This window comes from Enterobacter sp. CRENT-193 (genome assembly GCF_002787395.1).
GTDB lineage: Bacteria > Pseudomonadota > Gammaproteobacteria > Enterobacterales > Enterobacteriaceae > Enterobacter > Enterobacter hormaechei_C.
On record NZ_CP024812.1, the window covers coordinates 2,563,700 to 2,587,924 of the forward strand.

Consider the following 24,225-nt stretch of genomic DNA (forward strand, 5'->3'; position numbering starts at 1 on the left):
AGGAATCAGAACATCATGGACATCCACGGGTAACCAATCAGCAGCAGGGCCGCCAGGAAGATGGCACCGAAGATGGTGCCGAGGCGCCAGTAGTCTTTGGTTGGCAGGTAACCGCTACCGTAGTAAATCGGGCTTGGACCCGTACCGTAGGGGGTGATGATCCCCATCACGCCCAGTGAGGTCACCATCAGCAGGACGAACACTTCCATATTCATGCCCGGAATGGTGGAGGCGATAGTCAGCATCGCAGGCAGCAGCGCCGTGGTGTGCGCGGTGGTGCTGGCAAACAGATAGTGCAGCAGGTAGAACGCCAGCAGCAGCACAATGGTGGCGACACCCGGAGAAATACCGCTCATCAGCAGGCCGCCTTCTTTACCCAGCCAGCTGATAAAACCGGTGGAGGAGAGGCCATCCGCCAGCGCCACCAGGGTGGCGAACCAGACGAAGGTGTTCCAGGCGGCTTTGTTGCCGGTGATGTCGTTCCACTCCAGCACGCCGGTCCACAGCATCAGGCCGACGATGAGCAGGGCAGCCATCGCGGGCTCAATCCATGCGGCGGCGAAGATCCACATCAGCAGCGCACAGCACACGAACACCAGCAGCAGGATCTCATTGCGCGACAGTTTGCCCAGTTTTTCCAGTTCACGGGTCGCCCATAACGGTACTTCGTTGTTTACCTTCACTTCCGGCGGGTAGAACCAGTAAGCCAGCAGCGGCATGGTCAGGATCAGCAGAATACCCAGCGGCAGGAAGGCGAGGAACCAGGTCCCCCAGGAGATATCAATTCCGACCGTGCTTTTTACCAGCGCCAGCGCCAGCAGGTTAGGTGCCAGAGCGGAAAGGAACATCGAGCTGGTGATACAGGCCGCGGTAATTGCCACCCACATCAGATACGAACCGATTTTGCGCGCGCTTGGGTCGTTGGGTTTTGAACCGTACAGCGGCGGCAGGTTGGCGATGATCGGGTAGATGGTCCCACCGCTGCGCGCGGTATTGGACGGGGTAAACGGGGCCAGCAGCAGGTCTGCGAAGGTAATGGCGTAACCGAGCGTCAGGCTGCGACGGCCCAGATATTTCACCAGTATCAGCGCCAGGCGGCGGCCGAAGCGGGTTTTGTCGTAGCCCGCAGCAAACATAAAGGCACCGAAGATCAGCCACACGGTGGAGTTACCAAACCCGCTGACCGCCCATTTAAAGGAGGCGCCCGCCAGCTTGAATTTTGGGTCAGCCAGCTGTTCCGGGCTAAAGAGCACCCACTGGCTGCACAGCGCAATCGCCACGACGCCGGTAAGACCGATCACGGCGCCCGGCAGCGGTTCGAAAATTAACCCGACGATGACGCCGACAAAGATGGCGAAGTAGTGCCACGCATAAGGCGGCAGCCCGTCCGGAACGGGAACAAACAACAGCAGGACGGCAACAATGACGGGCAGGGCCATCATCAGCAGGCGTTTTGCTGTTCCATTTGATGCCAGATTCGCCGCAGGAGGCGTTACAGCAGTTTTTGTTTTCATAGTTTCACGTCTTAAGTTGTCAAAAATTCGTCGTACATCGAAAACACAAATTCGATTGCTTTATTCGTTTTGCTTTTTTTAGTTATTTAAGGTGCGTTTTTGTGTTTTCAGTAATAGCGATTTAACGCATTTTTGTTTGCGCCAAATAAAAAATGATGATGTTTTTATATTGCTCTTTTGAATGCCATAACTATTGATCACGATCAAAAAAACGGAACTGAATGGCTATTTTTATATTTTTTATAATAACCACTCTGAGTAGTGTGGTTATTCGCTGATTTTACGCATTTTATGTATCAAAATTATAACATTTAAATTTTGGTGCTTTTGCTTGTTGTTGTTTTATTTGGTTTTTTGATAGTTGTGGTGTATTGGTTTGACCTTTTGTGATTTAACTTTTTTTAAATTATTGTGAACGAGTAAAACATTCCCGCTAACACCAATGTGTTATTAATGTTATCGAAGGGATTAAATAGTTTATTAACTAACGTAATGGCTTTAGAAACTAAAAAAAGCTTTATATTACTATCATGACATCGGCAAAAGACACGAAATAAAAAAATCATCCCGATAACGAATTCTTAATTTTTTAAAGTTTGGAGTTTCTATTATGAGCACTAACGAACGTATTTTAAGCCCCTTCACATTACCGAATGGTACTGAACTGAAAAACCGTTTGTTAATGGCCCCGATGACAACCTGTACCGGTTATTACGATGGCACCGTGACCAGCGAGCTGGTGGAGTACTACCGCGCCCGCGCGGGCAGCATCGGCACCATCATCGTTGAGTGCTGTTTTGTTGACGATCTCGGCCTGGCGTTCCCGGGCGCAATTGGCATTGATAACGACGAGAAAATCGCCGGGCTGGCAAAAATCGCTGACGCCATCAAGTCAAAAGGCTCCAAAGCCCTGCTGCAAATCTACCACGGCGGCCGTATGGTCGACCCAAAACTGATCGGCGGTCGCACGCCGGTTGGCCCAAGCGCCGTTGCCGCGCCGCGTGACGGTGCCGCCACGCCGGTTGCCCTGACCGCGGAAGAGGTGGAAGGCATGATCGGCAAGTTTGGCGAAGCCGTGCGCCGCGCAATTCAGGCCGGGTTCGACGGCGTCGAAATCCACGGGGCGAATACCTATCTGATCCAGCAGTTCTTCTCCCCGAACTCCAACCAGCGCGACGACGAGTGGGGCGGCAGCCGCGAAAACCGCGCGAAATTCCCGCTGGCGGTGCTGGACATTACCCACAAGATGGTGCGCCAGTACGCGGACGACGCGTTTATCATTGGCTACCGTTTCTCTCCGGAAGAGCTGGAAGTCCCGGGCATTCGCTTCGAAGATACCCTGTATCTGCTGGAAAAACTGGCCGCGCGCGGGGTGGATTATCTCCACTTTTCCCTTGGCGCCGCCCTGCGTCCTTCTATCGTCGATACTCAGGACCCGACGCCACTTATCGAAAAATACTGCGCCATGCGCTCAGACACGCTGGCTCAGGTACCGGTGATGGGCGTTGGCGGCGTGGTGAATGCCACGGATGTGAATGAAGCGCTGGATCACGGTTACGACCTGATTGCCGTTGGTCGTGCCACCATCGCCTATCCGGACTGGACCGATCGCATCGCGGCGGGCGAAAGCCTGGAGCTGTTTATGGACAGTACCCGACGCGAAGAACTGAGCATCCCGGAACCGCTGTGGCGCTTCTCGCTGGTGGAAGCGATGATCCGCGACATGAGCATGGGCGAATCTAAATTCAAACCGGGCACCTTTATTGAAAAAGTGCAGGACGATGCTAACGAACTGGTAATTAACGTCAGCCTCGAAACCGACCGCATCGCCGATATCGAACTGGCCTCCGGCCCGAGTGAAGACGTCGAATTTGACACCAGCTTCGAAGAGATCCGCTCCCGTATTCTGGATGCCAACACCCCGCACGTGGATGCTATCACCGGCGCAACCAGCCAGAGCGAGGCGGTGAAAAAAGCGGTCTCGAAGGCGATGCTGAAATCCAGCAAAGCGCTGGCGGCAGAAGAGGGCGCTGACCCGAATGAGACTAAAAGCGTGGACGTGGTGGTGGTCGGCAGCGGCGGCGCCGGTCTGGCGGCGGCGATTCAGGCTCACGACGAAGGCGCGAGCGTGCTGATCGTTGAGAAAATGCCGACTATTGGCGGGAACACCATTAAAGCCTCTGCCGGGATGAACGCGGCGGAGACCCGCTTCCAGCGCGTGAAGGGCATTCAGGACAGCAAAGAGCTGTTCTACCAGGAAAGCCTGAAAGGCGGTGGCAATAAGAACAACCCTGAACTGTTGCGTCGCTTTGTCGAGAACGCGCCGCAGGCCATCGAATGGCTGGCAACGCGCGGCATTATGCTGAACGACATCACCACCACCGGCGGGATGAGCATCGACCGTACGCACCGTCCGAAAGACGGTTCCGCAGTGGGCGGGTATCTGATCAGCGGCCTGGTGCGTAACGTCAACAAGCGCAACATCGAGGTGATGCTGGATACCTCCGTGAGCGACATCATCTTCGAAAACGGCGAAGTGACCGGCGTGCGTCTGACCACCGAAGAGAACGAAACCCTCACCGTGGCAACCAAAAGCGTGATTGTCGCAACGGGTGGCTTCAGCGCCAACAGCCAGATGGTGGTGAAATACCGTCCGGATCTGGCAGGGTTCGTTACCACTAACCACAAAGGGGCGACCGGGGGCGGTATCGCGCTGCTGGAGCGTATCGGTGCGGGCACAGTGGATATGGGCGAAATTCAGATCCACCCAACCGTTGAGCAGAAAACGTCGTATCTGATTTCCGAATCCATCCGCGGCGGCGGGGCGATTCTGGTAAACCAGCAGGGCAACCGATTCTTTAACGAAATGGAGACCCGCGATAAAGTCTCGGCGTCAATCATCGCGCTGCCGGAGAAATACGCTTACATCGTCTTTGACGAGCATGTTCGCGTCAAAAATAAAGCCGCGGATGAGTACATCGCGAAAGGGTTTGTTACCAGCGCCAGTTCGCCAAAAGCCCTGGCGGAAGCGCTGGGGATGGATCACCACCAGTTCCTGGCAACGCTGGAACGCTACAACGGCTTTGTGGAGAAACAGCACGATGACGACTTTGGACGTACCACCGCGCTGCGTGCGCCAATCAACGAAGGGCCGTTCTACGCCATTCAGATTGCACCAGGGGTTCACCACACCATGGGCGGCGTGACCATCAATACCGATACCTGCGTGCTGGACAGCAACCATAACGTATTGCCGGGAGCGTTTGCTGCGGGTGAGGTTGTTGGTGGCATCCACGGCGGTAACCGCATCGGCGGTAATGCGGTGGCAGATATCATTATTTTTGGTACGCTTGCAGGACATCAGGCGGCTATGCGTTCGAAAACACGGTAAGGCTCCTGTTTCCCCGGCGGCGCGGTGCCTGCCGGGGCTACACCTGAGGACTCATGCAATGCCTGATAGCCATCGCGTTTACAGCTACTCCGCCGTTCTGATGGGATCGCCCATCCTCCTGAAACTCTTTTCGCATGACGAAGCGCTTGCCTCCCGCGTGTTTCGCCTGATCAAACAGTACGAAGATCTGCTCACCGTTAACCGTGCGCACTCCCAGGTAATGGACATCAACCATGCGGCCGGCCAGCATCCGGTTGCCGTCAGTCGTCCGGTGTTTGAGCTGATCCGCTGCGCGAAAGCGGCAAGCCTGCTTAAAGGCAGCGCCTTTAACCTGGCGATCGGCCCGCTGGTGAAATGCTGGAAAATTGGCTTTAAGGGGGACGCTGTACCGCCCGCGGACGAGATCGCCGCCTTGATGGGCATCACGGATCCTGCGGACGTGGTGCTGGATGAAGCCAATAGCAGCGTGTTTCTTACTCGCCAGGGAATGGAGATCGATCTGGGTGCTATTGCTAAAGGCTATATCGCCGACAGGGTGCGGGATCACCTGCATAAAGAGGGCGTTGAACTTGGGCTGATCAACCTTGGCGGCAACGTCCAGACGTTAGGTTCGCCGGAGGGCGGCTGGCGCGTCGGCCTGAAAAAACCGTTCGCCGGTGACGCGCTGATTGGCGCTATGACGGTAGAGAACCGGTCGGTGGTGACGTCAGGCACCTATGAGCGCTATTTCGAGCAGAACGGCAAACGTTATCACCACATACTTGACCCGCGCACCGGCTACCCGCTGGATAACGAACTGGACAGCGTGACGATTATTTCGCAAGACTCCCTCGACGGCGATATCTGGACCACGCTGATCTACGGCATGGGTGTGGAAAAGGGCTGCGCCGCGCTGCGTTCGCGCCCCGATATTGAAGCCATTTTTGTCACCAAAACAAAAGAAGTGGTGATCTCCTCGATGCACCACTTCCGTTTTACCCTTCTGGACGACAGCTACCGAATTACTGGCAGTACTGTTTGAGCAGTCCGACCTGTTCCGGCTGCAAACGGTATCGATATACCGGTCGGCCGGTAGCGCCGTAATGAATGCTGGTGAACAGGATATTAATTTGCGCCAGCCAGATCAGGTACTTGCGGCAGGAGACGCGGGAAATGTTGACCGCATTCGCCAGATCGTCGGTGGAAAATTCTATCTCCGGATGGCTGTCGATCCACTGGCAAATGGTGCGCAGCGTCTGCGGCGTTAGGCCTTTCGGTAATTTTTTGCTGTCAGCCAGCTCCGGCGCGCCGCCGTGGATCAGCCTGTCGACGTCGGCCTGTTCATAATACTGATGCGATCCCATCAGGCTGCGCTTTGCCTTCCAGCCGTTCAGCGCCTCTTCAAAACGCGGGAACTGGAATGGTTTAATCAGGTAATCCACCACGCCATAGTGCATGGACGTCTGGATTGTTGCGGCGTCGGAGGCCGACGAGATCATGATGACGTCAATCGGGCGACCCGACGCGCGAATGATGGGGAGCAGATCCAGCCCGTTATCCTGCTGCATATAGACATCCAGCAGCACCAGATCGATCGGCTGGCCTGGGTTGGCGATCAACGCCTCGGCCTGGTTGAGCGTGGAAGCGACGCCGCAGCAGCTAAAACCCTCAACGCGGTTAACATACAGACGGTTGAGGTCGGCTACCATGGCGTCATCATCGACAATTAACACATTTATCACGCGATATTCCTCTCGCTATCCCAGGGGATCTGAACAAAAAATTGGGTAAATACGCCAGGTTCAGACTCGACGGTAATATCTCCGCCCAGATTCTGGATCTGCTGACGCGCAAGGAACAGCCCAACGCCGCGGTTTTCACCTTTTGTTGAGTAGCCCTTTGTAAAAATAGCCTCCAGCCGCTCGGGATCAATACCGGGACCGTCATCGCTGACCTCACCGCTCAGCCAGCCGTTCTGATAATGCAGCAGCAGGCCGATCTCGCCTTCCGGCTGGCCTTCCATCGCATCCAGGGCATTTTCGATTAAATTGCCCAGCACGGTGATCAGCACCGCAACCTGCTCTTCATTGGCGGTGTCAGGAAGCTGACTCTCCTCCGCCAGCGTCAGGGTCACTCCGGCTTCTTTGGCGCGGTTAATTTTACCCAGCAGGAAACCCGCAATGACCGGCGATTTAACTTTGCGCTGTATCGCGCCGATATCCGTCTGATAATTCTGCGCGGTCTGGATGATGTACTCCTCCAGCTTATCGTAGCGCTTCATGTGCAGCAGGCCGAGGATCACGTGCAGCTTGTTCATAAACTCATGCGTATGGGAGCGCAGGGCATCAACATAGTTGACCATGCCATCGATACGCTGCATTAACTGGCTGATTTCGGTCTTATCGCGGAAGGTGCTGATTGCCCCGATCACCTGATTCTGGCTTTTCACGGGGACCATGTTGCACAGCAGTAGCCGTCCGTTACAGCCGATCTCCTGATCCTGGCGAGCAATGCCGGTTTTCGCCACTTCCCGCAGGCTGGCCAGCAGTGGTTCGCCGCTGCTCTCGGAGTGCTCACCCGAGCTCAGGAGCAAAATCTCTCTGGCGGTGTGGTTAATCATCGTCACGCGCCCGTGCATATCCACGGCCATCACGCCTTCGCGCAGGGACTGCAACATGGCCTGGCGCTGCTCAAAGAGGGCTGAGATCTCGTAAGGCTCCAGCCCAAAGAGGATACGTTTCAGAACCCGGACCAGACCCCAGATCGCCACTGAGCTCATCAGAACGCTGAATAAGATGGTCCACACGGCGTTGAGCCGCCCGCGGGCAATCTGATCTTCAACTTTATTCAGCGAAATACCCACCACCACCACGCCGATCTGGTCGTGCTGGTCGTCATACACGGGGGTAAAGACGCGCAGCGCTTCCGCGAGCGCACCGCGGTTAACGGAGACGTTCTCTTTCCCTTCCAGGGCGGGCGTCAGATCGTCGCCAATAAAATGCAAACCTAACAGCGCTTCGTTTGGATGGGAATAGCGGATCCCACGCAGGTCGGTGACCACGGTAAACAACAGGTCGTTGCGCTTCGTCACCGCCTCGGCAATCGGCTGGATGATGTTGGCCTGCGGCGATTCCATCAGGCCACGCTTGATCTCCGGGCTGTCGGCCAGCGTCCGGGCGATACCCAGCGCGGTATCTTTCACGTCATCGCGCGTGGCGCGGGTGATCTGCACAGAGTACAGCGCGAAGACCACCAGCAGCACCGAGCCGATAATCGCGCACACCATCAGCGTAACCAGCGTATTCAGCTTCATAGGGCGCTTGCGCGTCGGGGGGAAAGGCTGCAAATCGCTCATCAACACTCCGCGATGAAAAAGAAAGGGCTAATTATCGCTGATGACGGGCGTTTCATAAAGCCATGTAAAGAGAGGCGTTTCGTGAGCCTCCTCTCAGGTGACCTATATAAAACACTTTATAGTGTGTGGGTACTCATAATAAGGAGGCAGTTTATGAGCATTATGCTTACCGGTACGGCCAGGGAAAGACGGCACGCCAGCACGATGAACATCGACAGATTATCGACGCTGGATATGCTTAATGTCATACACCAGGATGACGCGCAAATCTCTTCTGCACTTACCCCACACTTAAGTATGCTGGCCCGCGTGGTGGATAACGCGGCGGCGACGCTTAGCCACGGCGGACGTCTGGTGCTGACCGGCGCGGGCGCGTCCGGACGCGTGGCTGAGCAGGCGGCAGAAGCGTTTGCGCCGGGCAAACACCCCGTCATTGCGATGACAGCAGGCGATAACGCCGGAAGCTACGCGAGCGGCGTTGCCGACCTTCAGACGATAGAATTTGGCGAGCATGACATGATGCTGGCGCTGTCCGTCAGCGGCAAAACCCCATGGGTATGGGGCGCGATGCGTCATGCGTGGTCTCTGGGCTCAACGGTTGCGCTCATTACGGAGGATGCGCAAAGTGAAGCGGCGCAGCTGGCGAGTATGGTCATTGCTCCCGATCTGGGCGCGGATGTGGTGGCCGGGTATACCAACGCTAAAGCAGGCATTGCGCAAAGCATGATCCTGCATATGATCACCACCGGTCTGGCGGTACGGACAGGACGGGTGTACAGCAACCTGCGCGTTGATCTGGAGGCAAGCAACACCAGATGGGCCGAACGACAAATTGCCATTGTGATGGAAGCGGGGGGATGTAGCCGGGCGCAGGCGAAGGCCGCGCTGGAAAGCTGTAACCACCAGTGCAAAACGGCGGTACTGATGGTGCTGACGGGTCTGAATGCCTGGAAAGCGCATGAATTGCTGGCGCAGAATAACGGGTTTGTTCGCCTGGCCTTGCAGGAAGCGCCATAACATTTCAGTGTCAAATAAAAAAAGCCCGCATCGCGGGCTTTAATTTTGATAGTGCTTAGAACTGGTAGGTCATGCCTACGCCAACGATGTCATCGGTAGAAATACCGTTGTCATTGTAGAAGGCATCATCTTCGTCCAGCAGGTTGATTTTATAATCAACGTAGGTGGAGAAGTTCTTGTTGAAGCTGTAGGTCATGCCCACGTCGATATAGTTAACCAGATCCTGGTCTACATAGTCATAACCATTGCCTGGATGATAATCGTTACCACCCAAATCGATGCCTTTAGAATAGACCCACGCCAGGGATGGACGCAGACCGAAGTCAAACTGGTACTGTGCTACGGCTTCAAAGTTCTGGGTTTTGTTGGCGATGCCATCGTTGCCGTACGGAGTCATGTTACGGGTTTCCGCATACATCATGGCCAGATAGACATCATTAGCATCGTATTTAGCGCCGATTGTCCACGCTTCCGCACGTTCACCGCCAGCATATTTGCTGAAGCGGTTATAGGTGCCAGCGCCGTAAGCGACCTGGTCGTTAGTACGGTCAGAGGAAGAATAAGCCGTACCCAGCGTCAGGCCGAAATCGAAGTCATAGGTGGTAGACATACCGAAGCCGTCGCCGTTCTGGAAACGAACATCATCATGACCGTTTTTGGTGCCTTCCTGATTTTCGTTTGCGTTAGCACCTTCGTTAGCACCCTGGTATTGCAGCGCAAAGTTCAGGCCATCGACCAGACCGAAGAAGTCATTATTACGGTAGGTCGCCACACCGTTAGTACGGCCAACCATATAGTTGTCGGTCCAGGTATAGGAGTCGCCACCAAATACCGGCAGCATATCGGTCCAGGCTTCAACGTCATACACGACGCCGTAATTACGGCCATAATCGAATGAGCCATATTCTCCGTATTTCAGGCCAGCAAAGGCCAGACGGTTAAAAGAGGTGTCGCCTGCGCCTTCGGTATCGTTAGCGTAGGTTTTATATTCCCACTGGCCGTAACCTGTCAGGTCGTTCGTGATCTGCGTTTCGCCTTTGAAACCCACCTGTACATAGGTTTCATCGCCGTCGTCGCCTGGGTTGTCGGAGAAGGTATGACGCGCATCAACCTTACCGTACAGGTCAACTTTGTTGCCGTTTTTGTTATACATTTCCGCTGCATTTGCTGCGCCAGCCATTAATAACGCGGGTACAAGAATTGCCAGAACTTTTCTTTTCATTATATATTCCCTTTAAATATAAATTGTCTGAATATATGTAATTACCCTCCGTAACTACATGGCTGATACTATTCTATGGATTATTATTTAGGTTCAAAAATAAATGTAATTAAACTGGTAAAAATATTACAAAATATTTCTTTTTATCTCTTTATTTTTCATGTGAATTAATTAATTGAAAATATAGCGGGTAATTATTATTAAGTATTTCGCAATTCTATTTATTAAAGATTTTGATTCGGATGTATTATAATTCACTCTCTTTTGAGCAACAGGATGGGATGATGGAACTTGCGCAGTGGCAGCACCGTTATGAGCGCTGGCTCGACGAAAATCATTTTACTGATGATGCGGCGCACGATATCGCCCATTTTCGCCGCGTCTGGATGACGGCGCAGGGTATTATGGCTGACGAGGATAGCGATCCGCTGGTTGTGTTGACCGCATGCTACTTCCATGACATTGTCAGCCTGCCGAAAAATCACCCGGAACGTAGCCACTCCTCGCGGCTGGCAGCGCGAAAAACGCGCGAGATCCTCAGTCGCGACTTTCCTGATTTTCCGCCGGATCGTTATGCAGCCGTTGTGCATGCTATTGAAGCGCACAGCTTCAGTGCCGGTATCGCGCCGCAAAGCCTGGAGGCCAAAATTGTGCAGGATGCCGACCGGCTGGAGGCGTTAGGCGCTATCGGCCTGGCGCGCGTCTTTGCCGTGTCCGGTGCGCTGGGCGCCGCGCTGTTTGATGCCGACGACCCGTTCGCCGGAACACGAGCGCTGGATGATAAAGCCTTCGCGCTCGACCACTTTCAGACCAAACTCCTGCGCCTGCCGGACACTATGCAAACCGCGCGGGGGCGCAAACTTGCGCGTCACAATGCCGATTTTCTGATCCAGTTTATGGCGAAGCTGAGTGCCGAATTACAGGGCGATTACCTCGGAACCGACAGCCAGATATTGACCCATTTCCGTCGCAGTGTGCGATCCTGAACTGTGGTACTCTGTTTTCTGTCTTTATTGTCCGGTTAAGAGAATGCAGGAAAATCGATCAGTGACTGTGCCCGCGCCTGAGCGGGTTGAGAAATCAACGGCAGCCGTGCAGGCACTCCTGCGTCAGCTGCTGGAAATGTATGATGCTAAAACGCTGGCAAACCAGCTGGTGGCCCATGGCGAGAGTCACTGGAGCCCGGCGATACTCAAGCGGTTGCTGATAAGCGACAGGGCAGGGCACCGCCTGAGCGACGGCGAGTTCCGTTATCTGCGCAACCTGCTGCCGCGTCCTCCTGCTGCGCATCCGAATTATGCCTTTCGCTTTATCGATCTCTTTGCCGGTATCGGCGGCATTCGCCATGGCTTTGAAGCTATTGGCGGGCAGTGTGTGTTCACCAGTGAATGGAATAAACATGCCGTCCGTACCTATAAAGCCAACTGGTATTGCGACCCCGACGCGCACCAGTTCAACGCGGATATTCGTGATGTCACGCTGAGCCACAAAACTGGCGTCAGCGATGAAGAGGCCGCCGAACACATTCGCAATACCATTCCGGCGCACGATGTGCTGCTGGCAGGCTTTCCGTGTCAGCCGTTCTCGCTGGCTGGCGTGTCGAAAAAGAACGCGCTGGGACGCGCACACGGCTTTGCCTGTGATACGCAGGGCACACTGTTTTTTGACGTTGCCCGGATTATTGATGCCCGCCGCCCGGCAATTTTTGTGCTGGAGAACGTCAAGAATTTAAAGAGTCATGACGGCGGCAAAACCTTCCGCATTATCATGCAAACGCTGGATGAACTGGGTTACGACGTGGCGGATGCAGAGGATATGGGGCCGGACGATCCGAAAATTATCGACGGCAAACACTTCCTGCCACAGCACCGCGAACGTATTGTGCTGGTGGGCTTCCGCCGCGATCTCAACCTGAAAGGCGATTTTACGCTGCGTGATTTGCCTTCGCTGTATCCGGCGCGCCGCCCGACGGTAGCCGATCTGCTGGAGCCGGCCGTCGATGCAAAATTCATTCTGACCCCGGTGCTGTGGAAATACCTCTATCGCTATGCCAAAAAGCATCAGGCCAAAGGCAATGGCTTTGGGTTTGGCATGGTCAATCCGCTTAATCCTGACAGCGTGACGCGTACGCTGTCGGCGCGCTATTACAAAGATGGCGCGGAAATTCTTATCGATCGGGGCTGGGATAAGGCGCTGGGCGAAAAAGATTTCGACGATCCACAGAACCAACAGCACCGACCGCGGCGCTTAACGCCGCGCGAGTGCGCTCGCTTAATGGGCTTTGAGACGCCGCAGGGCTACAGTTTTCGCATCCCCGTGTCGGACACCCAGGCCTATCGTCAGTTTGGCAACTCGGTGGTAGTGCCCGCCTTTGCCGCCGTAGCTAAACTGCTGGCCTCACGTATCAGCAAGGCCGTTCAGCTTCGTCAGAGTGAGGCCGTCAATGGCGGACGTTCACAATAAGGCCACGCGCAGTAAAAACATGCTTGCCATCGGCACGCGTGATACCGCGATCGAAAAACGGATCGCGGGCCTCCTGACCGCCGTCGGGTTTGAATTCAGGGTTCAGGATGCCACGCTTGCCGGGCGTCCTGATTTCGTCATCGACGCGTACCAGTGCATCATCTTTACCCACGGCTGTTTCTGGCATCATCATGACTGCTATCTGTTTAAAGTCCCGGCGACACGCACCGACTTCTGGCTGGACAAAATTGGCAGGAACGTCGAGCGTGATAAACGCGATGTTTCGCAGCTTTACGCTCAGGGCTGGCGGGTGATGATTGTCTGGGAGTGCGCGCTGCGCGGAAGAATGAAGCTGAATGACGTGGAACTGACGGAGCGGCTGGAAGAGTGGATCTGCGGCGGCGGTCAGGCCGCGCAGATCGATACCCAGGGCATTCACCCGATCACGGTTTCTCCACCTCACACGTCGTAACAATCGGTTTCGCGGGCAGCAAATATTTACCCAGCGTGACCAGCACCACGGCAAAGACAATCACGCCCAGCGCCAGCCATTCAATCGTCGACAGCACTTCGCCCGCAAAACCGGTACCCAGCAGCACGGCCACCACCGGGTTAACGTAGGCGTAGCTGGTGGCAACCGCCGGTGAGACGTTGCGGATCAGGTACATATAGGCGTTAATGGCGATAATGGAGCCAAACAGCGCCAGATACCCGACGGCCAGGAAACCTGAAAGGTCTGGCATCGCCGTCAGTTTTTCACCCGTCAACGCGGAGGCCATCAGCAGCACAATGCCTGCCGCGAGCATCTCAATGGCACCCGCCATCATCCCGGAAGGCAGCTCGATGCGGGAACCGTAGACCGAGCCGAAGGCCCAGCTCATGGAGCCGATCATGATCAGAACGGCAGCCCAGGGGTTCCCGCTCAGGTTACCGCCGCTGTTCAGCAGGATGATACCCACAAGCCCAATCGCGATGCCCAGCCATTCGAGCTTACGGGTGCGGATCCCGAAGAGACGACTAAAGCAGAGCGTAAACAGCGGCACGGTCGCGACGACCACGGCGGCGATGCCCGACGGTACGTTCTGGTGCTCGGCGACGGTTACCGCGCCATTGCCCACCGCCAGCAGCAGCAGGCCAATCAGGGCGGCGTTAAGCAAGGGACGCAGCGGCGGTAGCCTGTGGCCGCGCAGCAATAAAAATGCCATCAGCAGCACGCCGGCCGTAAGGAAACGAATACCGGCCATCATCAGCGGGGGCCAGCTTTCCACGCCTATACGAATGACAAAATAGGTGGATCCCCAGATGATATAAAGAGAAAAGAGTGCTCCAATGAGCGGTAATAAATGCCGAAAACGCATAGTCCCTCATGACGAAATAAAAAGTTCGCTCATAGTTAACGCCAAAACTATCGGGCTGGCGAGTGCTTTAATTGTGTAGTTAATGTGAAATTTTTGTTGACGTGAGGTGCCTGTTTCCGGGCGGTGAGTTTTGTTCCATACTATTCACTTAATTAGCAAAAAAAGAAGGATAGAGATTTTGGCAGGAAGTAGCTTATTAACATTGCTGGATGATATCGCCACCTTGCTGGATGACATTTCGGTTATGGGAAAACTGGCGGCGAAAAAAAACCGCCGGGGTACTGGGAGATGATTTGTCGTTGAACGCGCAGCAGGTCAGCGGCGTGCGGGCGAACCGTGAGTTGCCGGTGGTGTGGGGCGTAGCGAAAGGGTCCTTTATTAACAAGGTGATCCTCGTTCCGCTGGCGTTGCTGATTAGCGCCTTTATACCCTGGGCCATTACGCCCCTGCTGATGATTGGCGGGGCGTTCCTGTGCTTCGAGGGTGCCGAAAAAGTGTTGCATATGTTCGCTGCACGCAAAGAGAAAGACACCCCGGAAATGCGCCAGCAGCGTCTGGAAGCGCTGGCCGCGCAGGATCCAAAAACGTTCGAGCGCGATAAGGTCAAAGGCGCGATCCGTACTGACTTCATCCTCTCGGCCGAAATTGTGGCGATTACGCTGGGGATCGTCTCAGAAGCCCCTCTGATGAACCAGGTGCTGATCCTGTCCGGCATTGCGATCCTCGTGACGATAGGGGTTTATGGTCTGGTCGGGCTGATCGTCAAGCTGGACGATATCGGCTTCTGGCTGGAAAAAAAATCCAGCGCAATTGCGCGCGGCATCGGGAAAAGCCTGCTGGTGGTAGCGCCGTGGCTGATGAAAACCTTATCGGTGGTGGGAACCCTGGCAATGTTCCTGGTCGGCGGTGGAATTATCGTGCACGGTGTTGCTTCGCTGCATCACATGATTGAACATTTTGCGTCAGGCCAGGGAGCGGTAGTCGCTGCGATCCTGCCCACACTGCTTAACCTCGTGCTGGGCTTTATCGTCGGTCTGATTGTGGTAGCCGTTGTTAAGCTGGTTGAAAAAGTACGCGGGAAATCGCATTAATTATTGCTGACCCCGGGTGCAAAAAGACTATTCCTCGTCTAAATTGAAAACGTTTCACCCTGATACAGGAGGCAGGTATGGTCTTTTTGATCAGTGATGAAGTTAAGCCTAAAAATGGTGGTCCAGGCATGATCGTCACCGGGTATTCCAGCGGAATGGTGGAGTGTCGGTGGCATGATGGATACGGCATTAAGCGGGAGGCTTTTCGTGAAGACGAGCTTCAGCCTGCTAATAAAAGGCAAAAACGCGACAAGGCTTAATCACACAACGCCCGGCCTTGCCGGGCGTTTTTACTGGCAGAAGACTTATCATATCGGATGGTGAGCGACAATCAGGGAGTGTGTGTGCAGCACGATACCTTTGTTGTAAAACAATCTTTTTTGCAGTGGCTGCATAAGCGTAGCAATCCCAGTTTGATTGTTAACCTCTGTTTTATCGTTGTCCTGATTTTTTCCACTCTCCTGACCTGGCGCGAAGTTGTGGTACTGGAAGATGCTTATATCTCCAGCCAGCGTAACCATCTTGAAACGGTTGCCAGTGCGCTGGACAGACAGCTTCAGTTCAGCGTCGATAAAATGCTGTTTTTTCGCCACAGCATGCATGATGCGCTGGAAACGCCGCTGGCGTTTGGCGCGCTGCATGATGCGGTAAAGCGTTTTGCGCATTTGCGCACGTCTCCCACCTGGCAAATTGCGGTTGATAAACGGCGCACATTACCGATCAACGGTGTTTCGGATGCCTTCGTTGAAAAGACCACTCTTCTGAACCGTGATGATGAGTACCTTGATAATGAATTGTCCGCGGCGCTTGAAGTGGGGTATTTACTGCGTCTGGCATCCAGCCCTTCCCGCAACGAAGAGCGCGTGATTTATGTCTCTCGCGCCGGATTCTTTCTGGAAACGGATACGCCGGGAAATTCCAGCGATATCGTGCAGCGCTATTATCATCTGGTCACTCAGCCCTGGTTTACCCAACAGTCCGAGCGTGAAAACCGTGCGCGTGCCGTGCGCTGGTTTATCTCGCCGCCTTCCTCCTTTGTGGGCAAAAAGCCGCTGATTACCGCCAGCGTGCCGGTTTATTACCATCACGTCTGGTATGGCGTGGTGGCGATGGATTTCACCTTTGCCACCCTGCGTCGCCTGCTGGTGGAAGCCGTGGGCGATAACCCGGAAGGGGAATACCAGCTGTATGACAGCCGGCTTACCCTGCTTGCGACATCTGAGTCACCTGCTGTGGACGTTAATCATTTTGACGCGCGCGAATTAGCCCAAATAGCGCACGCGATAGAATCGGATTCCGAAGGCGGCATTCGTCTGGGGAGTCGTTTTGTCAGCTGGGAGCGTCTTGACCATTTTGATGGCGTCATCCTGCGCGTGCACACCCTGGATGAAGGGGTGCGCGGCGATTTCGGTAGCATCAGCATTGTGCTGGCATTGCTTTGGGCGCTGTTCACCGCGATGCTGCTCATCTCATGGCTGGTGATCCGGCGCATGGTCAGTAATATGTATTCGATGCAGAACTCGCTGCAATGGCAGGCCTGGCATGACCCTCTGACCCGGCTGAATAATCGTGGATCGCTGTTTGATCAGGCGAAAATACTGGCGAAGCAGTGTGAACAGCAGTCGCTGCCTTTCTCGGTCATTCAGATCGATCTTGACTGTTTCAAGAGTATCAATGATCGGTTCGGGCATCAGGCGGGTGATAAGGTGTTGTCCCATGCCGCGGGGCTGATTGCCAGCACCCTCCGTGATAAAGATATTGCCGGACGTGTCGGGGGGGAAGAGTTCTGTGTGGTGCTGCCCGGCATGACGCTTGAAGAGGCGGCGGAAGTCGCAGAGCAGATCCGCGAGCGTATCGACAGCAAAGAGATCCTGATTAAGAAAAGTACCACCCTGCGCGTGAGTGCGTCGTTTGGCGTCTCTGGTGCGCAGGAGAAGGGCAATTATCACTTCGAAAATCTGCAATCCACCGCCGATGCGCGTCTGTATGAGGCGAAACAGCGCGGGCGTAACCGGGTCATCTGGCAAGATCACCTCAAAAAGTAATCAAGTCCCTCGCACCAGCCGGTCGGCCCGGTGTGCTGAGTGTGATAAACCCGGGCTGGATCGTTGTTTATAAGGCTGATACCCTCCCGGTTGAAGCCTTTCACCACCACGGCGAAGCCTACGCTGTCCAGCAGCGGGGCATCATTGGGGCCGTCGCCCAGGCCCAGCGTCGTCGGTTCGTAGCCCTCGTGCAGGCGATACTGGTCCACAAGCCAGTGAACCGCCACGTCTTTGCCGCAGCAGGTGTCCAGAATATGCCAGAAGCGTGCACCCTGGACGATCTTCAGCCGCTGCCGGGCGAGTTCGGCGGCAAAGTATCTCATTTGTTCATCACTGTCACGCCAGATCAGCGTCACGGAAGCCTCGTGCTTGCGCGCAAGCACCGAACGGGGACGGCTCAGCCCGGTCCATTCGGCGACTACGTGCTCGTCCACATCATCGAAGGTGGTGAATTTCAGATGCATCTCCTGGCGTACCCGGGCAATACACTGCCGGATATCGTCATGCTTCTTTTCTGAGATGAACCGTGCGGCGTTTTCCCACCGTACGTCAGGCTGGATCACCGCGCCGTTTTCCGCAATGTAGGGCAGCCCGCCAAGCCCCAGTTCCTGCTGGATGTCATCCATCTCGGACGCGGTTTTGCTGCTGCACAGAATGACCGGTATCTGTTCATCCATTAATTTTTCCAGCCACGGGGCCGCAGGCTGCCAGTCAAGGGTGTGAAAATCCAACAGCGTGCCGTCGAGGTCGGTAAAGACAAGAAGAGTCTCCTCAAGCGAAGGCATAATGTCTCCCGGATGATGATTTTCCCTAAGAAAAATCTTAAAAAAAATAGGCATTGAAGCGCCGTTTAAGTGGAAACGATCCCGACAAACCCACACGCAGCGCAGGTTTATACTCATAACCAAAATTCACATGTATAAAATATAATATTCGCTAAGAGAATATATGCTTGTAAGACAATTCTGTTGGGGATAATGTCTTACCTGCATCAGATTTCCTGGTGTAACGAATTTACAAGTGCTTCTTGCATAAGCAAGTTTGATCCCGGTCATCCCCTTGACCGGGATTTTTTTCGTCTTAGCGGTTCGTCTCCGAGACGCTAAAGTCATGGATATCCAGCTCGAATGCTTCAGCCAGTTCACGGTAGGTATGGTAATCCCGACCATTGACCACGACACGGTCTGAATTATCCTCCGCGCGATGAACTTCGGACTCACTAATTTCATTGATGGCGGCAAGCAGGGCATCGACATCCACTTCAACCTCACGCTTAATGGTGTCGCTGTACTCTTTGTCAGTCTTCATGGCGGGCTCCTCATTTAACCGTCTCAACAGCTAAGTATAGACCGCACACAAAAACGCCATTCGCGCCAGGCGGCGATGCCAGGCAATGTAATTTGTTCTACACTGGCTCAAAACCACAGGAGGAATGTATGAAGGTCAACGATCGGGTAACCGTCAAAACGGACGGTGGGCCGCGCCGCCCGGGCGTGGTTCTGGCAATAGAAGAGTTTAATGAAGGCACAATGTATCTGGTGTCGCTGGAAGATTACCCGCTCGGCATCTGGTTCTTCAACGAACTGGGGCACCCGGATGGGATCTTTGTGGAAACGGCGGAATAGGGCGGCGTCGGGGGCGTCTTCTCCCCGGCTCCGGCTGCTTAAAAGCAAAATCTCTGGCCAGGCCAGAGATCAAGGTAGGGTACAACATGGCCGTGCAAATTAGCGCATATTAACGAAAATCCCATTCGTCACATTATCTGTCAGGCGTACGACATGGTATATCACTTGCTTATTATGCGTTTTAATTTTCCTTTTAATATTTCCTTTGTGTGACGATACTGTTTTTGCCTTGATATTCATCTGGTCTGAGATCTGAATTGTCCCTTGTCCAGCCATCCACATTCTTAGCATACTTGATTCAGTTCTGCTTAATGATAGGGTGGGTAAGTTAATCGCTCCTACATTCTTAACTTCTTTATTCAAATAATCGCCCAGAATGTCATCAAGTGACTCTGGTTTAATCGATTTCGAGCTGATTAATAAGTTTTTACGCACCAACAAATACTCATCGAAATGAATATTGGCGATCGCCATAAAAACAATGAACAGGGTCTTAGGATGCTGATTAATGATCTGCTTAATGTGCTGACTGTTAGCGGGGTCGTGAATGAAACAGTCCTCATTAATAAACACCACGCCGGGCTTGTGGGCGTCACAAGCGGCTGCGAGTTCTTCAACGGTGTGTGCATCGTTGATGTCTCTCTTTCTAACCCCTCTGCTTGCTAAGTACCCGGTTAACCCTAGCCGGGTGTAGCTGCATAAATCCATAATGATCGTTGACATGGCATACCCTCACTCAATGCGTAACGATAATTCACCACCTGCCTGAGAGCTCATAAACAGCCATACGGGATGGAAAAAATCTAATAAAACCTGTGAGCATGACAAAGACTTTCAGGCGAACTCACTATCCCGTAAAGTTACGTATAATTTGCCAGGAATCATCTTAAAGTAAAGTAAATATTAAGTATTGTGAGGTGGTTAGAAACATTTAAACCGCGTCAGATATATCCTGGTAGATGTTTTTCGAGATTATTTTTAGGAATATCCTCAGAAAGACATTGCAAACACTGCGGGTTATTATTTGCGTGGTAGTTCGCTAACAATATCCGCTAACAGATTGAATATCTCACTGAATAAATGTTCGCAGAAGGGGGCGATAAGTGGCATCAATAATGACATTAATAAAAGGCCAACCGTCAACGTCACCGGAAAGCCGATGACGAATACCGACAGCTGCGGAGCCATTCGGTTGAGTAAACCTAATGCGAGGTTAACGGTGAGCAGCAGGGTAATGATCGGCAGCGCCAGCATCAGCCCGTTGAGGAAGATCAGCCCGGCAGCCCTCACCAGCGCCAGAAACGCGTTGCTGTTGACCGGGTTGTCGCCAATCGGCAGCGTGTGGAAGGTGTCCACCAGCATCGAGATGAGCCACAGGTGGCCGTTGAACGAGAGAAACAACAGCATCGCCAGCAGGTCGATAATACGTGCCAGCACGGGCATATTCAGGTGGCTGCCCGGGTCAACGAACGTCGCGAAAGACAGGCCCATTTGCAAACCGATAAGTTCACCCGCCGTTCGTACCGCGGCGAAGGCGAGCTGCATCGTGAACCCGACCGCCACGCCAATCATCACCTGTTGCAGGGCAATCCAGACGGCGTTCGGGGAAAAAATCGGAATATCCACCGCCGGCAGGGAAGGGGCAACGATAATCGTGATAACCATGCCCAGCCCAATTTTGACGCGTTTAGGCACCGACTTTTCACTGAGTATGGGGGCGGTGGAGATCAGCGCCATGATGCGCAGCATCGGCCAGAAATAGATCCCGAGCCACTGAACAAACTGATCGCTGGTGAAATGCAGCATCGTCCGTCAGCCGATGATGTAAGGCAGATTGGTGAACAGGTTGCGCATATAGTCCAGCAGCAAATTGAGCATCCATGGCCCGGCAACGATAATCGCCACGAAGACGGCAATGATCTTCGGGATGAACGACAGGGTCATTTCGTTAATCTGCGTGGCGGCCTGGAGAATACTGATAATCAGACCGGTGACTAGCGCAACCAGCAGCAGGGGCGCGGCGACGGCAATCGCGACTTTCATCGCCTCCGTGCCCATCATCATGACCGACTCAGGCGTCATTGCGCGCTCCTCAACTGTAGAAACTCTGCGCCAGCGAGCTGACCAGCAGCTGCCAGCCGTCGACCAGCACGAACAGCATGATCTTAAAGGGCAGGGCAATGGTCGCGGGCGGAACCATCATCATCCCGAGCGCCATCAGGACGCTGGCGATCACCAGGTCAATAATCAGGAACGGAATGAAAATGGTGAAGCCAATCTGGAACGCGGTTTTCAGCTCGCTGGTGACATACGCTGGCAGCAGGATGCGCATCGGCACCGCTTCCGGTCCCTGTAACTCGCCCGTGTTAGCGAGACGGGCAAACAGGGCCAAATCCGCTTCGCGCGTCTGGCGAAGCATAAATTCACGTAATGGCTGAGCCCCCTTTTCCAGGGCAACCTGCATGGAAATTTTATCTTCGCTGAACGGCTGGTACGCCTCGGTGTAAATCTTGTCGATAACCGGCGACATAATGAAAAAGGTCAGGAACAGGGCTAAACCCAGCAGCACCTGATTGGGCGGTGCGGACGGTGTGCCGAGCGCATTTCGCAGCAGACCAAACACAATGATGATGCGGGTGAAGCTGGTCATCATCAGCAGGATCGCCGGGATAAAGGTCAGCGAGGTGATGAACACCAGCGTCTGCACGGACAGGGACCAGCTTTGTCCCCCGTTCGCCAGCGGCGTGGAAACCAGCCCCGGCAGTTGCGCATACACAGAGGGCGCGAACAGGCCCAGGCCTGCCAGCGTAAGGAATAACAAACGGCGCATCAGGATCTCCCGGGACGCTTGAGCAAACTCTTCATAACGGACTGGAAATCCGCAGGGGCCTGGGCGTTAGCCTCCACCGTGGCAGGCGCAGGGGGCAGCGTGTGAAGAACGTTAATGCTGGAGGCGGTCACGCCCAGCACCAGTCGCGCATCTTCCACCTCCACAATGACCACGCGTTCGCGCGGTCCTAGCGGGGTGCTGGCGCTGACCTTCAACCCGCGGGTACCGGCCGTTTTCCCCGCCAGACCGAAACGCTTTGCCAGCCAGGCGGCGATAAGGATAAAGGCAATAATACCGAACAGCGCGCCGCTCACCTGGAGCAGAGGTGAGCCGGGTACGGCGGAGGGTGCGGACAGTGTTGCCTGGGTTTTCATACTTAACGGCTCAGACGACGCATACGTTCGGAAGGGGTAATGATGTCGGTGATACGTACGCCGTATTTATCGGCCACCACCACCACTTCGCCTTGTGCAATCAGGTAGCCGTTGATCAGAATATCCAGCGGCTCACCCGCTAAACCGTCAAGCGCCACCACGGAACCCTGCGTCAGGCGCAGCAGCTCTTTAATGGTCATGCGGGTGCGACCCAGCTCAACGGTGAGCTTGACCGGAATGTCCATAATCAGGTCGATGTCCTGCAACGTGCCGCTGACGTCGCCGCCGCCTAACTGCTGAAAGACCGCGTCTGCCGCGCTTTTCGTCGGCGTTGTTTTCTGCTCGTTTAACGCGTCAGCCCACAGATCGTCCAGTGCTCCGCTGTTTTCATCGGACGGATTGTTCATGTCACTCATTTGGGCTGTTCCTCATTCAGCGAATTCAAAATCGGGTTGATCAAGTGCTCAACGCGTAACGCATACTGGCCGTTAATCGTGCCGTACTGGCTTGTCAGCACGGGTACGCCATCCACATGGGCAATAATGCGGTCGGGTTTATCTATCGGCAAAACGTCGCCGGGTTGTAATTTCAGGATCTGCGATAACCGCATGGAGATGTCGGCAAAGTTGGCTACCAGCTCCAGCTGCGAGTGCTGCACCTGACGCACCAGGTTCTCACGCCAGTTCTGATCTTCGTGACGTGAGTTCTCCAGCGGCGGGTTCACCAGCAGTTCGCGCAGCGGTTCAATCATGCTGAACGGCAGGCAGATGTTGAACTCGCCCGTCAGGTTGCCGATCTCGACGTGGAACGGGGTATTCACGACGATGTCATTCGGTGAGGTGGTGATGTTGGTAAATTTCACCTGCATCTCGGAACGCACGTACTCCACTTCCAGCGGGTTAATCGCTTTCCACGCGTCGCTGTAGGATTCCAGCGCCAGCTTCAGCATGCGGTTAATCACGCGCTGTTCGGTATGGGTAAACTCGCGGCCTTCCACTTTGGTCGGGAAACGACCATCGCCACCGAACAGGTTGTCCACTGCGATGAACACCAGGCTTGGCGAAAACACCACCAGGCCGGTACCGCGCAGCGGTTTCAGATGGATCAGGTTAAGGTTGGTTGGCACCGGCAGGTTGCGGGCAAACTCATGATACGGCTGAATGCGGATGGCACCGACGGTGATATCCGGGCTACGACGCAGCAGGTTAAACAGCCCCATACGGAACTGACGTGCGAAACGTTCGTTGATGATCTCCAGCGCCTGTAAACGCTCGCGCACCACGCGACGCTGGGTATTGGGATCGTAGGGACGAATATTATCGTCGCCGGTCAGACCCGGTTTCGGTTCGTCACTCTTATCGCTGTCGCCGTTGAGCAGCGCATCGATTTCTGCCTGAGAAAGAATACTGTCGCCCATGTCGTTACCGCAGAATGAAGGCTGTATACAGAACGTCAGTGACTTCCTGCTTAGGTTGGCCGTTTACCAGCGGGGTCGCCAGCGTCTGTTTGATGGCATCGACCAGCTTTTGCTTGCCCACATCGGTGGCGAGCGCGGAGGCATCCTGACGAGAAAACAGCAGCAGCAGACGGCTACGCACTTCTGGCAGGTAGTCGTTCAGACGTGCACGGGTCGCTTCATCTTTCAGACGCAGCGTAATACCCACGTAAAGCACGCGATCCGCATCGCCCAGGTTCACGGTGAACGTATCCAGCGGGTAGAAGACCGGCGCCGGTGGAGGCGGCGCTTCAGCTTTGGCGGCCGCGCTGGAGGGTTCCTGATGCATACGCCAGTAACTGTAGCCTGCGGTGGCGCAGGCCGCGAGGGTAATCAACACCAGCAGCGGGATCCAGATGGAACGCTTGCTTTTTTTGGTGATAGCGGAGTCTGTCATCTGATACGAGCTTCCTGTTTCGGTACAGCTTAATACGGTGATTATCCCGTGTCCGGCTTAGGTCAAAGC

At 54.5% G+C, this 24,225-nt stretch carries 23 protein-coding genes and 2 pseudogenes; 10 read left to right on the plus strand and 15 right to left on the minus strand.

The window, feature by feature from the left end; genetic code table 11:
• Positions 1-5: 5 nt before the first annotated feature.
• Positions 6-1,514 (minus strand): anion permease, encoded by a 1,509-nt coding sequence (locus CU081_RS12505; protein ID WP_003859551.1) that lies wholly within the window; start codon positions 1,512-1,514, stop codon positions 6-8.
• Positions 1,515-2,124: 610 nt separating this feature from the next.
• Between CU081_RS12505 and CU081_RS12510 the strand changes: the two genes are divergently transcribed.
• Together CU081_RS12510 and CU081_RS12515 are read left to right on the plus strand one after the other, a co-directional pair.
• On the plus strand, positions 2,125-4,905 hold the full coding sequence (locus CU081_RS12510; protein WP_003859553.1) for a flavocytochrome c: 2,781 nt from the start codon (positions 2,125-2,127) through the stop codon (positions 4,903-4,905).
• A 58-nt stretch (positions 4,906-4,963) separates the two neighbouring features.
• Entirely contained in the window at positions 4,964-5,926 is a 963-nt protein-coding gene (locus CU081_RS12515; RefSeq protein ID WP_003859554.1) for an FAD:protein FMN transferase, read from the plus strand.
• On the opposite strand, the gene dcuR is transcribed toward CU081_RS12515, so the two are convergent.
• The gene (gene dcuR / locus CU081_RS12520) at positions 5,907-6,626 is read right to left on the minus strand and encodes a two-component system response regulator DcuR (RefSeq protein ID WP_003859556.1); all 720 of its coding nucleotides are present in this window, start codon (positions 6,624-6,626) and stop codon (positions 5,907-5,909) included. The two genes, CU081_RS12515 and dcuR, sit on opposite strands and share 20 nt — an antisense overlap.
• Positions 6,623-8,239: a sensor histidine kinase gene (locus CU081_RS12525; protein WP_003859558.1), complete on the minus strand. Its 1,617-nt coding sequence runs from the start codon at positions 8,237-8,239 to the stop codon at positions 6,623-6,625. The genes dcuR and CU081_RS12525 overlap by 4 nt, the downstream gene beginning before the upstream one ends.
• A gap of 153 nt (positions 8,240-8,392) precedes the next feature.
• On the opposite strand from CU081_RS12525, the gene CU081_RS12530 reads away from it, so the two are divergent.
• Positions 8,393-9,256, plus strand: a complete 864-nt coding sequence (locus CU081_RS12530) for an N-acetylmuramic acid 6-phosphate etherase (protein ID WP_003859560.1) — start codon at positions 8,393-8,395, stop codon at positions 9,254-9,256.
• Between the two features lie 55 nt (positions 9,257-9,311).
• Here the strand turns inward: CU081_RS12530 and ompC are convergent, their stop codons facing one another.
• Positions 9,312-10,478, minus strand: coding sequence for a porin OmpC (gene ompC, locus CU081_RS12535; RefSeq protein ID WP_003859562.1), 1,167 nt, complete (start codon positions 10,476-10,478; stop codon positions 9,312-9,314).
• Between the two features lie 284 nt (positions 10,479-10,762).
• On the opposite strand from ompC, the gene CU081_RS12540 reads away from it, so the two are divergent.
• The 3 genes from CU081_RS12540 to CU081_RS12550 are packed head-to-tail and all read left to right on the plus strand — an operon-like array spanning position 10,763 to position 13,413.
• A complete protein-coding gene (locus tag CU081_RS12540; RefSeq protein WP_003859564.1) occupies positions 10,763-11,464 on the plus strand; it encodes a phosphohydrolase in 702 nt (233 codons plus the stop codon).
• Positions 11,465-11,507: 43 nt separating this feature from the next.
• The gene (locus CU081_RS12545) at positions 11,508-12,941 is read left to right on the plus strand and encodes a DNA cytosine methyltransferase (protein ID WP_057979973.1); all 1,434 of its coding nucleotides are present in this window, start codon (positions 11,508-11,510) and stop codon (positions 12,939-12,941) included.
• Positions 12,922-13,413 carry a very short patch repair endonuclease gene (locus CU081_RS12550; RefSeq protein ID WP_058647504.1) on the plus strand — a complete coding sequence of 164 codons (492 nt, stop codon included), beginning with the start codon at positions 12,922-12,924 and terminating at the stop codon, positions 13,411-13,413. Before CU081_RS12545 ends, CU081_RS12550 begins: the two co-directional genes overlap by 20 nt.
• Here CU081_RS12550 and yedA read toward each other — a convergent pair.
• Positions 13,385-14,299, minus strand: coding sequence for a drug/metabolite exporter YedA (yedA, locus tag CU081_RS12555; protein ID WP_003859569.1), 915 nt, complete (start codon positions 14,297-14,299; stop codon positions 13,385-13,387). The genes CU081_RS12550 and yedA overlap by 29 nt on opposite strands.
• 175 nt (positions 14,300-14,474) lie before the next feature.
• On the opposite strand from yedA, the pseudogene CU081_RS12560 reads away from it, so the two are divergent.
• The 3 genes and pseudogenes from CU081_RS12560 (at position 14,475) to dgcQ (ending at position 17,435) form a co-directional block, all read left to right on the plus strand.
• Positions 14,475-15,390 (plus strand): annotated as a pseudogene (locus CU081_RS12560) (DUF808 domain-containing protein).
• Between the two features lie 77 nt (positions 15,391-15,467).
• On the plus strand, positions 15,468-15,650 hold the full coding sequence (locus CU081_RS12565; protein ID WP_003859574.1) for a YodC family protein: 183 nt from the start codon (positions 15,468-15,470) through the stop codon (positions 15,648-15,650).
• 84 nt (positions 15,651-15,734) lie between these two features.
• Entirely contained in the window at positions 15,735-17,435 is a 1,701-nt protein-coding gene (dgcQ, locus tag CU081_RS12570; RefSeq protein WP_003859577.1) for a cellulose biosynthesis regulator diguanylate cyclase DgcQ, read from the plus strand.
• Here dgcQ and CU081_RS12575 read toward each other — a convergent pair.
• Complete coding sequence (locus CU081_RS12575; protein WP_003859579.1) at positions 17,420-18,220, minus strand: mannosyl-3-phosphoglycerate phosphatase-related protein; 801 nt, start codon at positions 18,218-18,220, stop codon at positions 17,420-17,422. The two genes, dgcQ and CU081_RS12575, sit on opposite strands and share 16 nt — an antisense overlap.
• A gap of 295 nt (positions 18,221-18,515) precedes the next feature.
• Positions 18,516-18,743 (minus strand): YodD family peroxide/acid resistance protein, encoded by a 228-nt coding sequence (yodD, locus tag CU081_RS12580; RefSeq protein ID WP_017383339.1) that lies wholly within the window; start codon positions 18,741-18,743, stop codon positions 18,516-18,518.
• 128 nt (positions 18,744-18,871) lie between these two features.
• Here yodD and dsrB point away from each other — a divergent pair, with 128 nt between their 5' ends.
• Positions 18,872-19,060, plus strand: a complete 189-nt coding sequence (gene dsrB / locus CU081_RS12585) for a protein DsrB (RefSeq protein ID WP_003859583.1) — start codon at positions 18,872-18,874, stop codon at positions 19,058-19,060.
• Positions 19,061-19,159: 99 nt separating this feature from the next.
• Here dsrB and rcsA read toward each other — a convergent pair whose 3' ends face one another.
• The 8 genes and pseudogenes from rcsA to fliL form a co-directional block, all read right to left on the minus strand.
• Complete coding sequence (gene rcsA, locus CU081_RS12590) at positions 19,160-19,783, minus strand: transcriptional regulator RcsA (protein WP_003859584.1); 624 nt, start codon at positions 19,781-19,783, stop codon at positions 19,160-19,162.
• A 290-nt stretch (positions 19,784-20,073) separates the two neighbouring features.
• Positions 20,074-20,866: pseudogene (gene fliR, locus CU081_RS12595) on the minus strand (flagellar biosynthetic protein FliR); the annotation flags it as partial.
• A gap of 6 nt (positions 20,867-20,872) precedes the next feature.
• Entirely contained in the window at positions 20,873-21,142 is a 270-nt protein-coding gene (gene fliQ / locus CU081_RS12600) for a flagellar biosynthesis protein FliQ (RefSeq protein ID WP_003859587.1), read from the minus strand.
• A 10-nt stretch (positions 21,143-21,152) separates the two neighbouring features.
• Positions 21,153-21,890 (minus strand): flagellar type III secretion system pore protein FliP, encoded by a 738-nt coding sequence (fliP, locus tag CU081_RS12605; protein ID WP_003859589.1) that lies wholly within the window; start codon positions 21,888-21,890, stop codon positions 21,153-21,155.
• The gene (gene fliO, locus CU081_RS12610) at positions 21,890-22,264 is read right to left on the minus strand and encodes a flagellar biosynthetic protein FliO (RefSeq protein ID WP_003859591.1); all 375 of its coding nucleotides are present in this window, start codon (positions 22,262-22,264) and stop codon (positions 21,890-21,892) included. Before fliO ends, fliP begins: the two co-directional genes overlap by 1 nt.
• A 2-nt stretch (positions 22,265-22,266) precedes the next feature.
• A complete protein-coding gene (fliN, locus tag CU081_RS12615) occupies positions 22,267-22,680 on the minus strand; it encodes a flagellar motor switch protein FliN (protein WP_003859592.1) in 414 nt (137 codons plus the stop codon).
• A complete protein-coding gene (gene fliM, locus CU081_RS12620; RefSeq protein ID WP_003859594.1) occupies positions 22,677-23,681 on the minus strand; it encodes a flagellar motor switch protein FliM in 1,005 nt (334 codons plus the stop codon). Before fliM ends, fliN begins: the two co-directional genes overlap by 4 nt.
• Positions 23,682-23,685: 4 nt before the next feature.
• Positions 23,686-24,156, minus strand: a complete 471-nt coding sequence (gene fliL / locus CU081_RS12625) for a flagellar basal body-associated protein FliL (RefSeq protein WP_100185465.1) — start codon at positions 24,154-24,156, stop codon at positions 23,686-23,688.
• Positions 24,157-24,225 lie beyond the last annotated feature (69 nt).

What these genes read in the sequence shown, in the direction of transcription:
- CU081_RS12505 (WP_003859551.1), bottom strand. Translation starts at nt 1,514, where the DNA reads ATGAAAACAAAAACTGCTGTAACGCCTCCTGCGGCGAATCTGGCATCA.
- CU081_RS12510 (WP_003859553.1), top strand. Translation starts at nt 2,125, where the DNA reads ATGAGCACTAACGAACGTATTTTAAGCCCCTTCACATTACCGAATGGT.
- CU081_RS12515 (WP_003859554.1), top strand. Translation starts at nt 4,964, where the DNA reads ATGCCTGATAGCCATCGCGTTTACAGCTACTCCGCCGTTCTGATGGGA.
- CU081_RS12525 (WP_003859558.1), bottom strand. Translation starts at nt 8,239, where the DNA reads ATGAGCGATTTGCAGCCTTTCCCCCCGACGCGCAAGCGCCCTATGAAG.
- CU081_RS12530 (WP_003859560.1), top strand. Translation starts at nt 8,393, where the DNA reads ATGAGCATTATGCTTACCGGTACGGCCAGGGAAAGACGGCACGCCAGC.
- ompC (WP_003859562.1), bottom strand. Translation starts at nt 10,478, where the DNA reads ATGAAAAGAAAAGTTCTGGCAATTCTTGTACCCGCGTTATTAATGGCT.
- CU081_RS12540 (WP_003859564.1), top strand. Translation starts at nt 10,763, where the DNA reads ATGGAACTTGCGCAGTGGCAGCACCGTTATGAGCGCTGGCTCGACGAA.
- CU081_RS12545 (WP_057979973.1), top strand. Translation starts at nt 11,508, where the DNA reads ATGCAGGAAAATCGATCAGTGACTGTGCCCGCGCCTGAGCGGGTTGAG.
- CU081_RS12550 (WP_058647504.1), top strand. Translation starts at nt 12,922, where the DNA reads ATGGCGGACGTTCACAATAAGGCCACGCGCAGTAAAAACATGCTTGCC.
- yedA (WP_003859569.1), bottom strand. Translation starts at nt 14,299, where the DNA reads ATGCGTTTTCGGCATTTATTACCGCTCATTGGAGCACTCTTTTCTCTT.
- CU081_RS12565 (WP_003859574.1), top strand. Translation starts at nt 15,468, where the DNA reads ATGGTCTTTTTGATCAGTGATGAAGTTAAGCCTAAAAATGGTGGTCCA.
- CU081_RS12575 (WP_003859579.1), bottom strand. Translation starts at nt 18,220, where the DNA reads ATGCCTTCGCTTGAGGAGACTCTTCTTGTCTTTACCGACCTCGACGGC.
- yodD (WP_017383339.1), bottom strand. Translation starts at nt 18,743, where the DNA reads ATGAAGACTGACAAAGAGTACAGCGACACCATTAAGCGTGAGGTTGAA.
- dsrB (WP_003859583.1), top strand. Translation starts at nt 18,872, where the DNA reads ATGAAGGTCAACGATCGGGTAACCGTCAAAACGGACGGTGGGCCGCGC.
- rcsA (WP_003859584.1), bottom strand. Translation starts at nt 19,783, where the DNA reads ATGTCAACGATCATTATGGATTTATGCAGCTACACCCGGCTAGGGTTA.
- fliQ (WP_003859587.1), bottom strand. Translation starts at nt 21,142, where the DNA reads ATGACGCCTGAGTCGGTCATGATGATGGGCACGGAGGCGATGAAAGTC.
- fliP (WP_003859589.1), bottom strand. Translation starts at nt 21,890, where the DNA reads ATGCGCCGTTTGTTATTCCTTACGCTGGCAGGCCTGGGCCTGTTCGCG.
- fliO (WP_003859591.1), bottom strand. Translation starts at nt 22,264, where the DNA reads ATGAAAACCCAGGCAACACTGTCCGCACCCTCCGCCGTACCCGGCTCA.
- fliN (WP_003859592.1), bottom strand. Translation starts at nt 22,680, where the DNA reads ATGAGTGACATGAACAATCCGTCCGATGAAAACAGCGGAGCACTGGAC.
- fliM (WP_003859594.1), bottom strand. Translation starts at nt 23,681, where the DNA reads ATGGGCGACAGTATTCTTTCTCAGGCAGAAATCGATGCGCTGCTCAAC.
- fliL (WP_100185465.1), bottom strand. Translation starts at nt 24,156, where the DNA reads ATGACAGACTCCGCTATCACCAAAAAAAGCAAGCGTTCCATCTGGATC.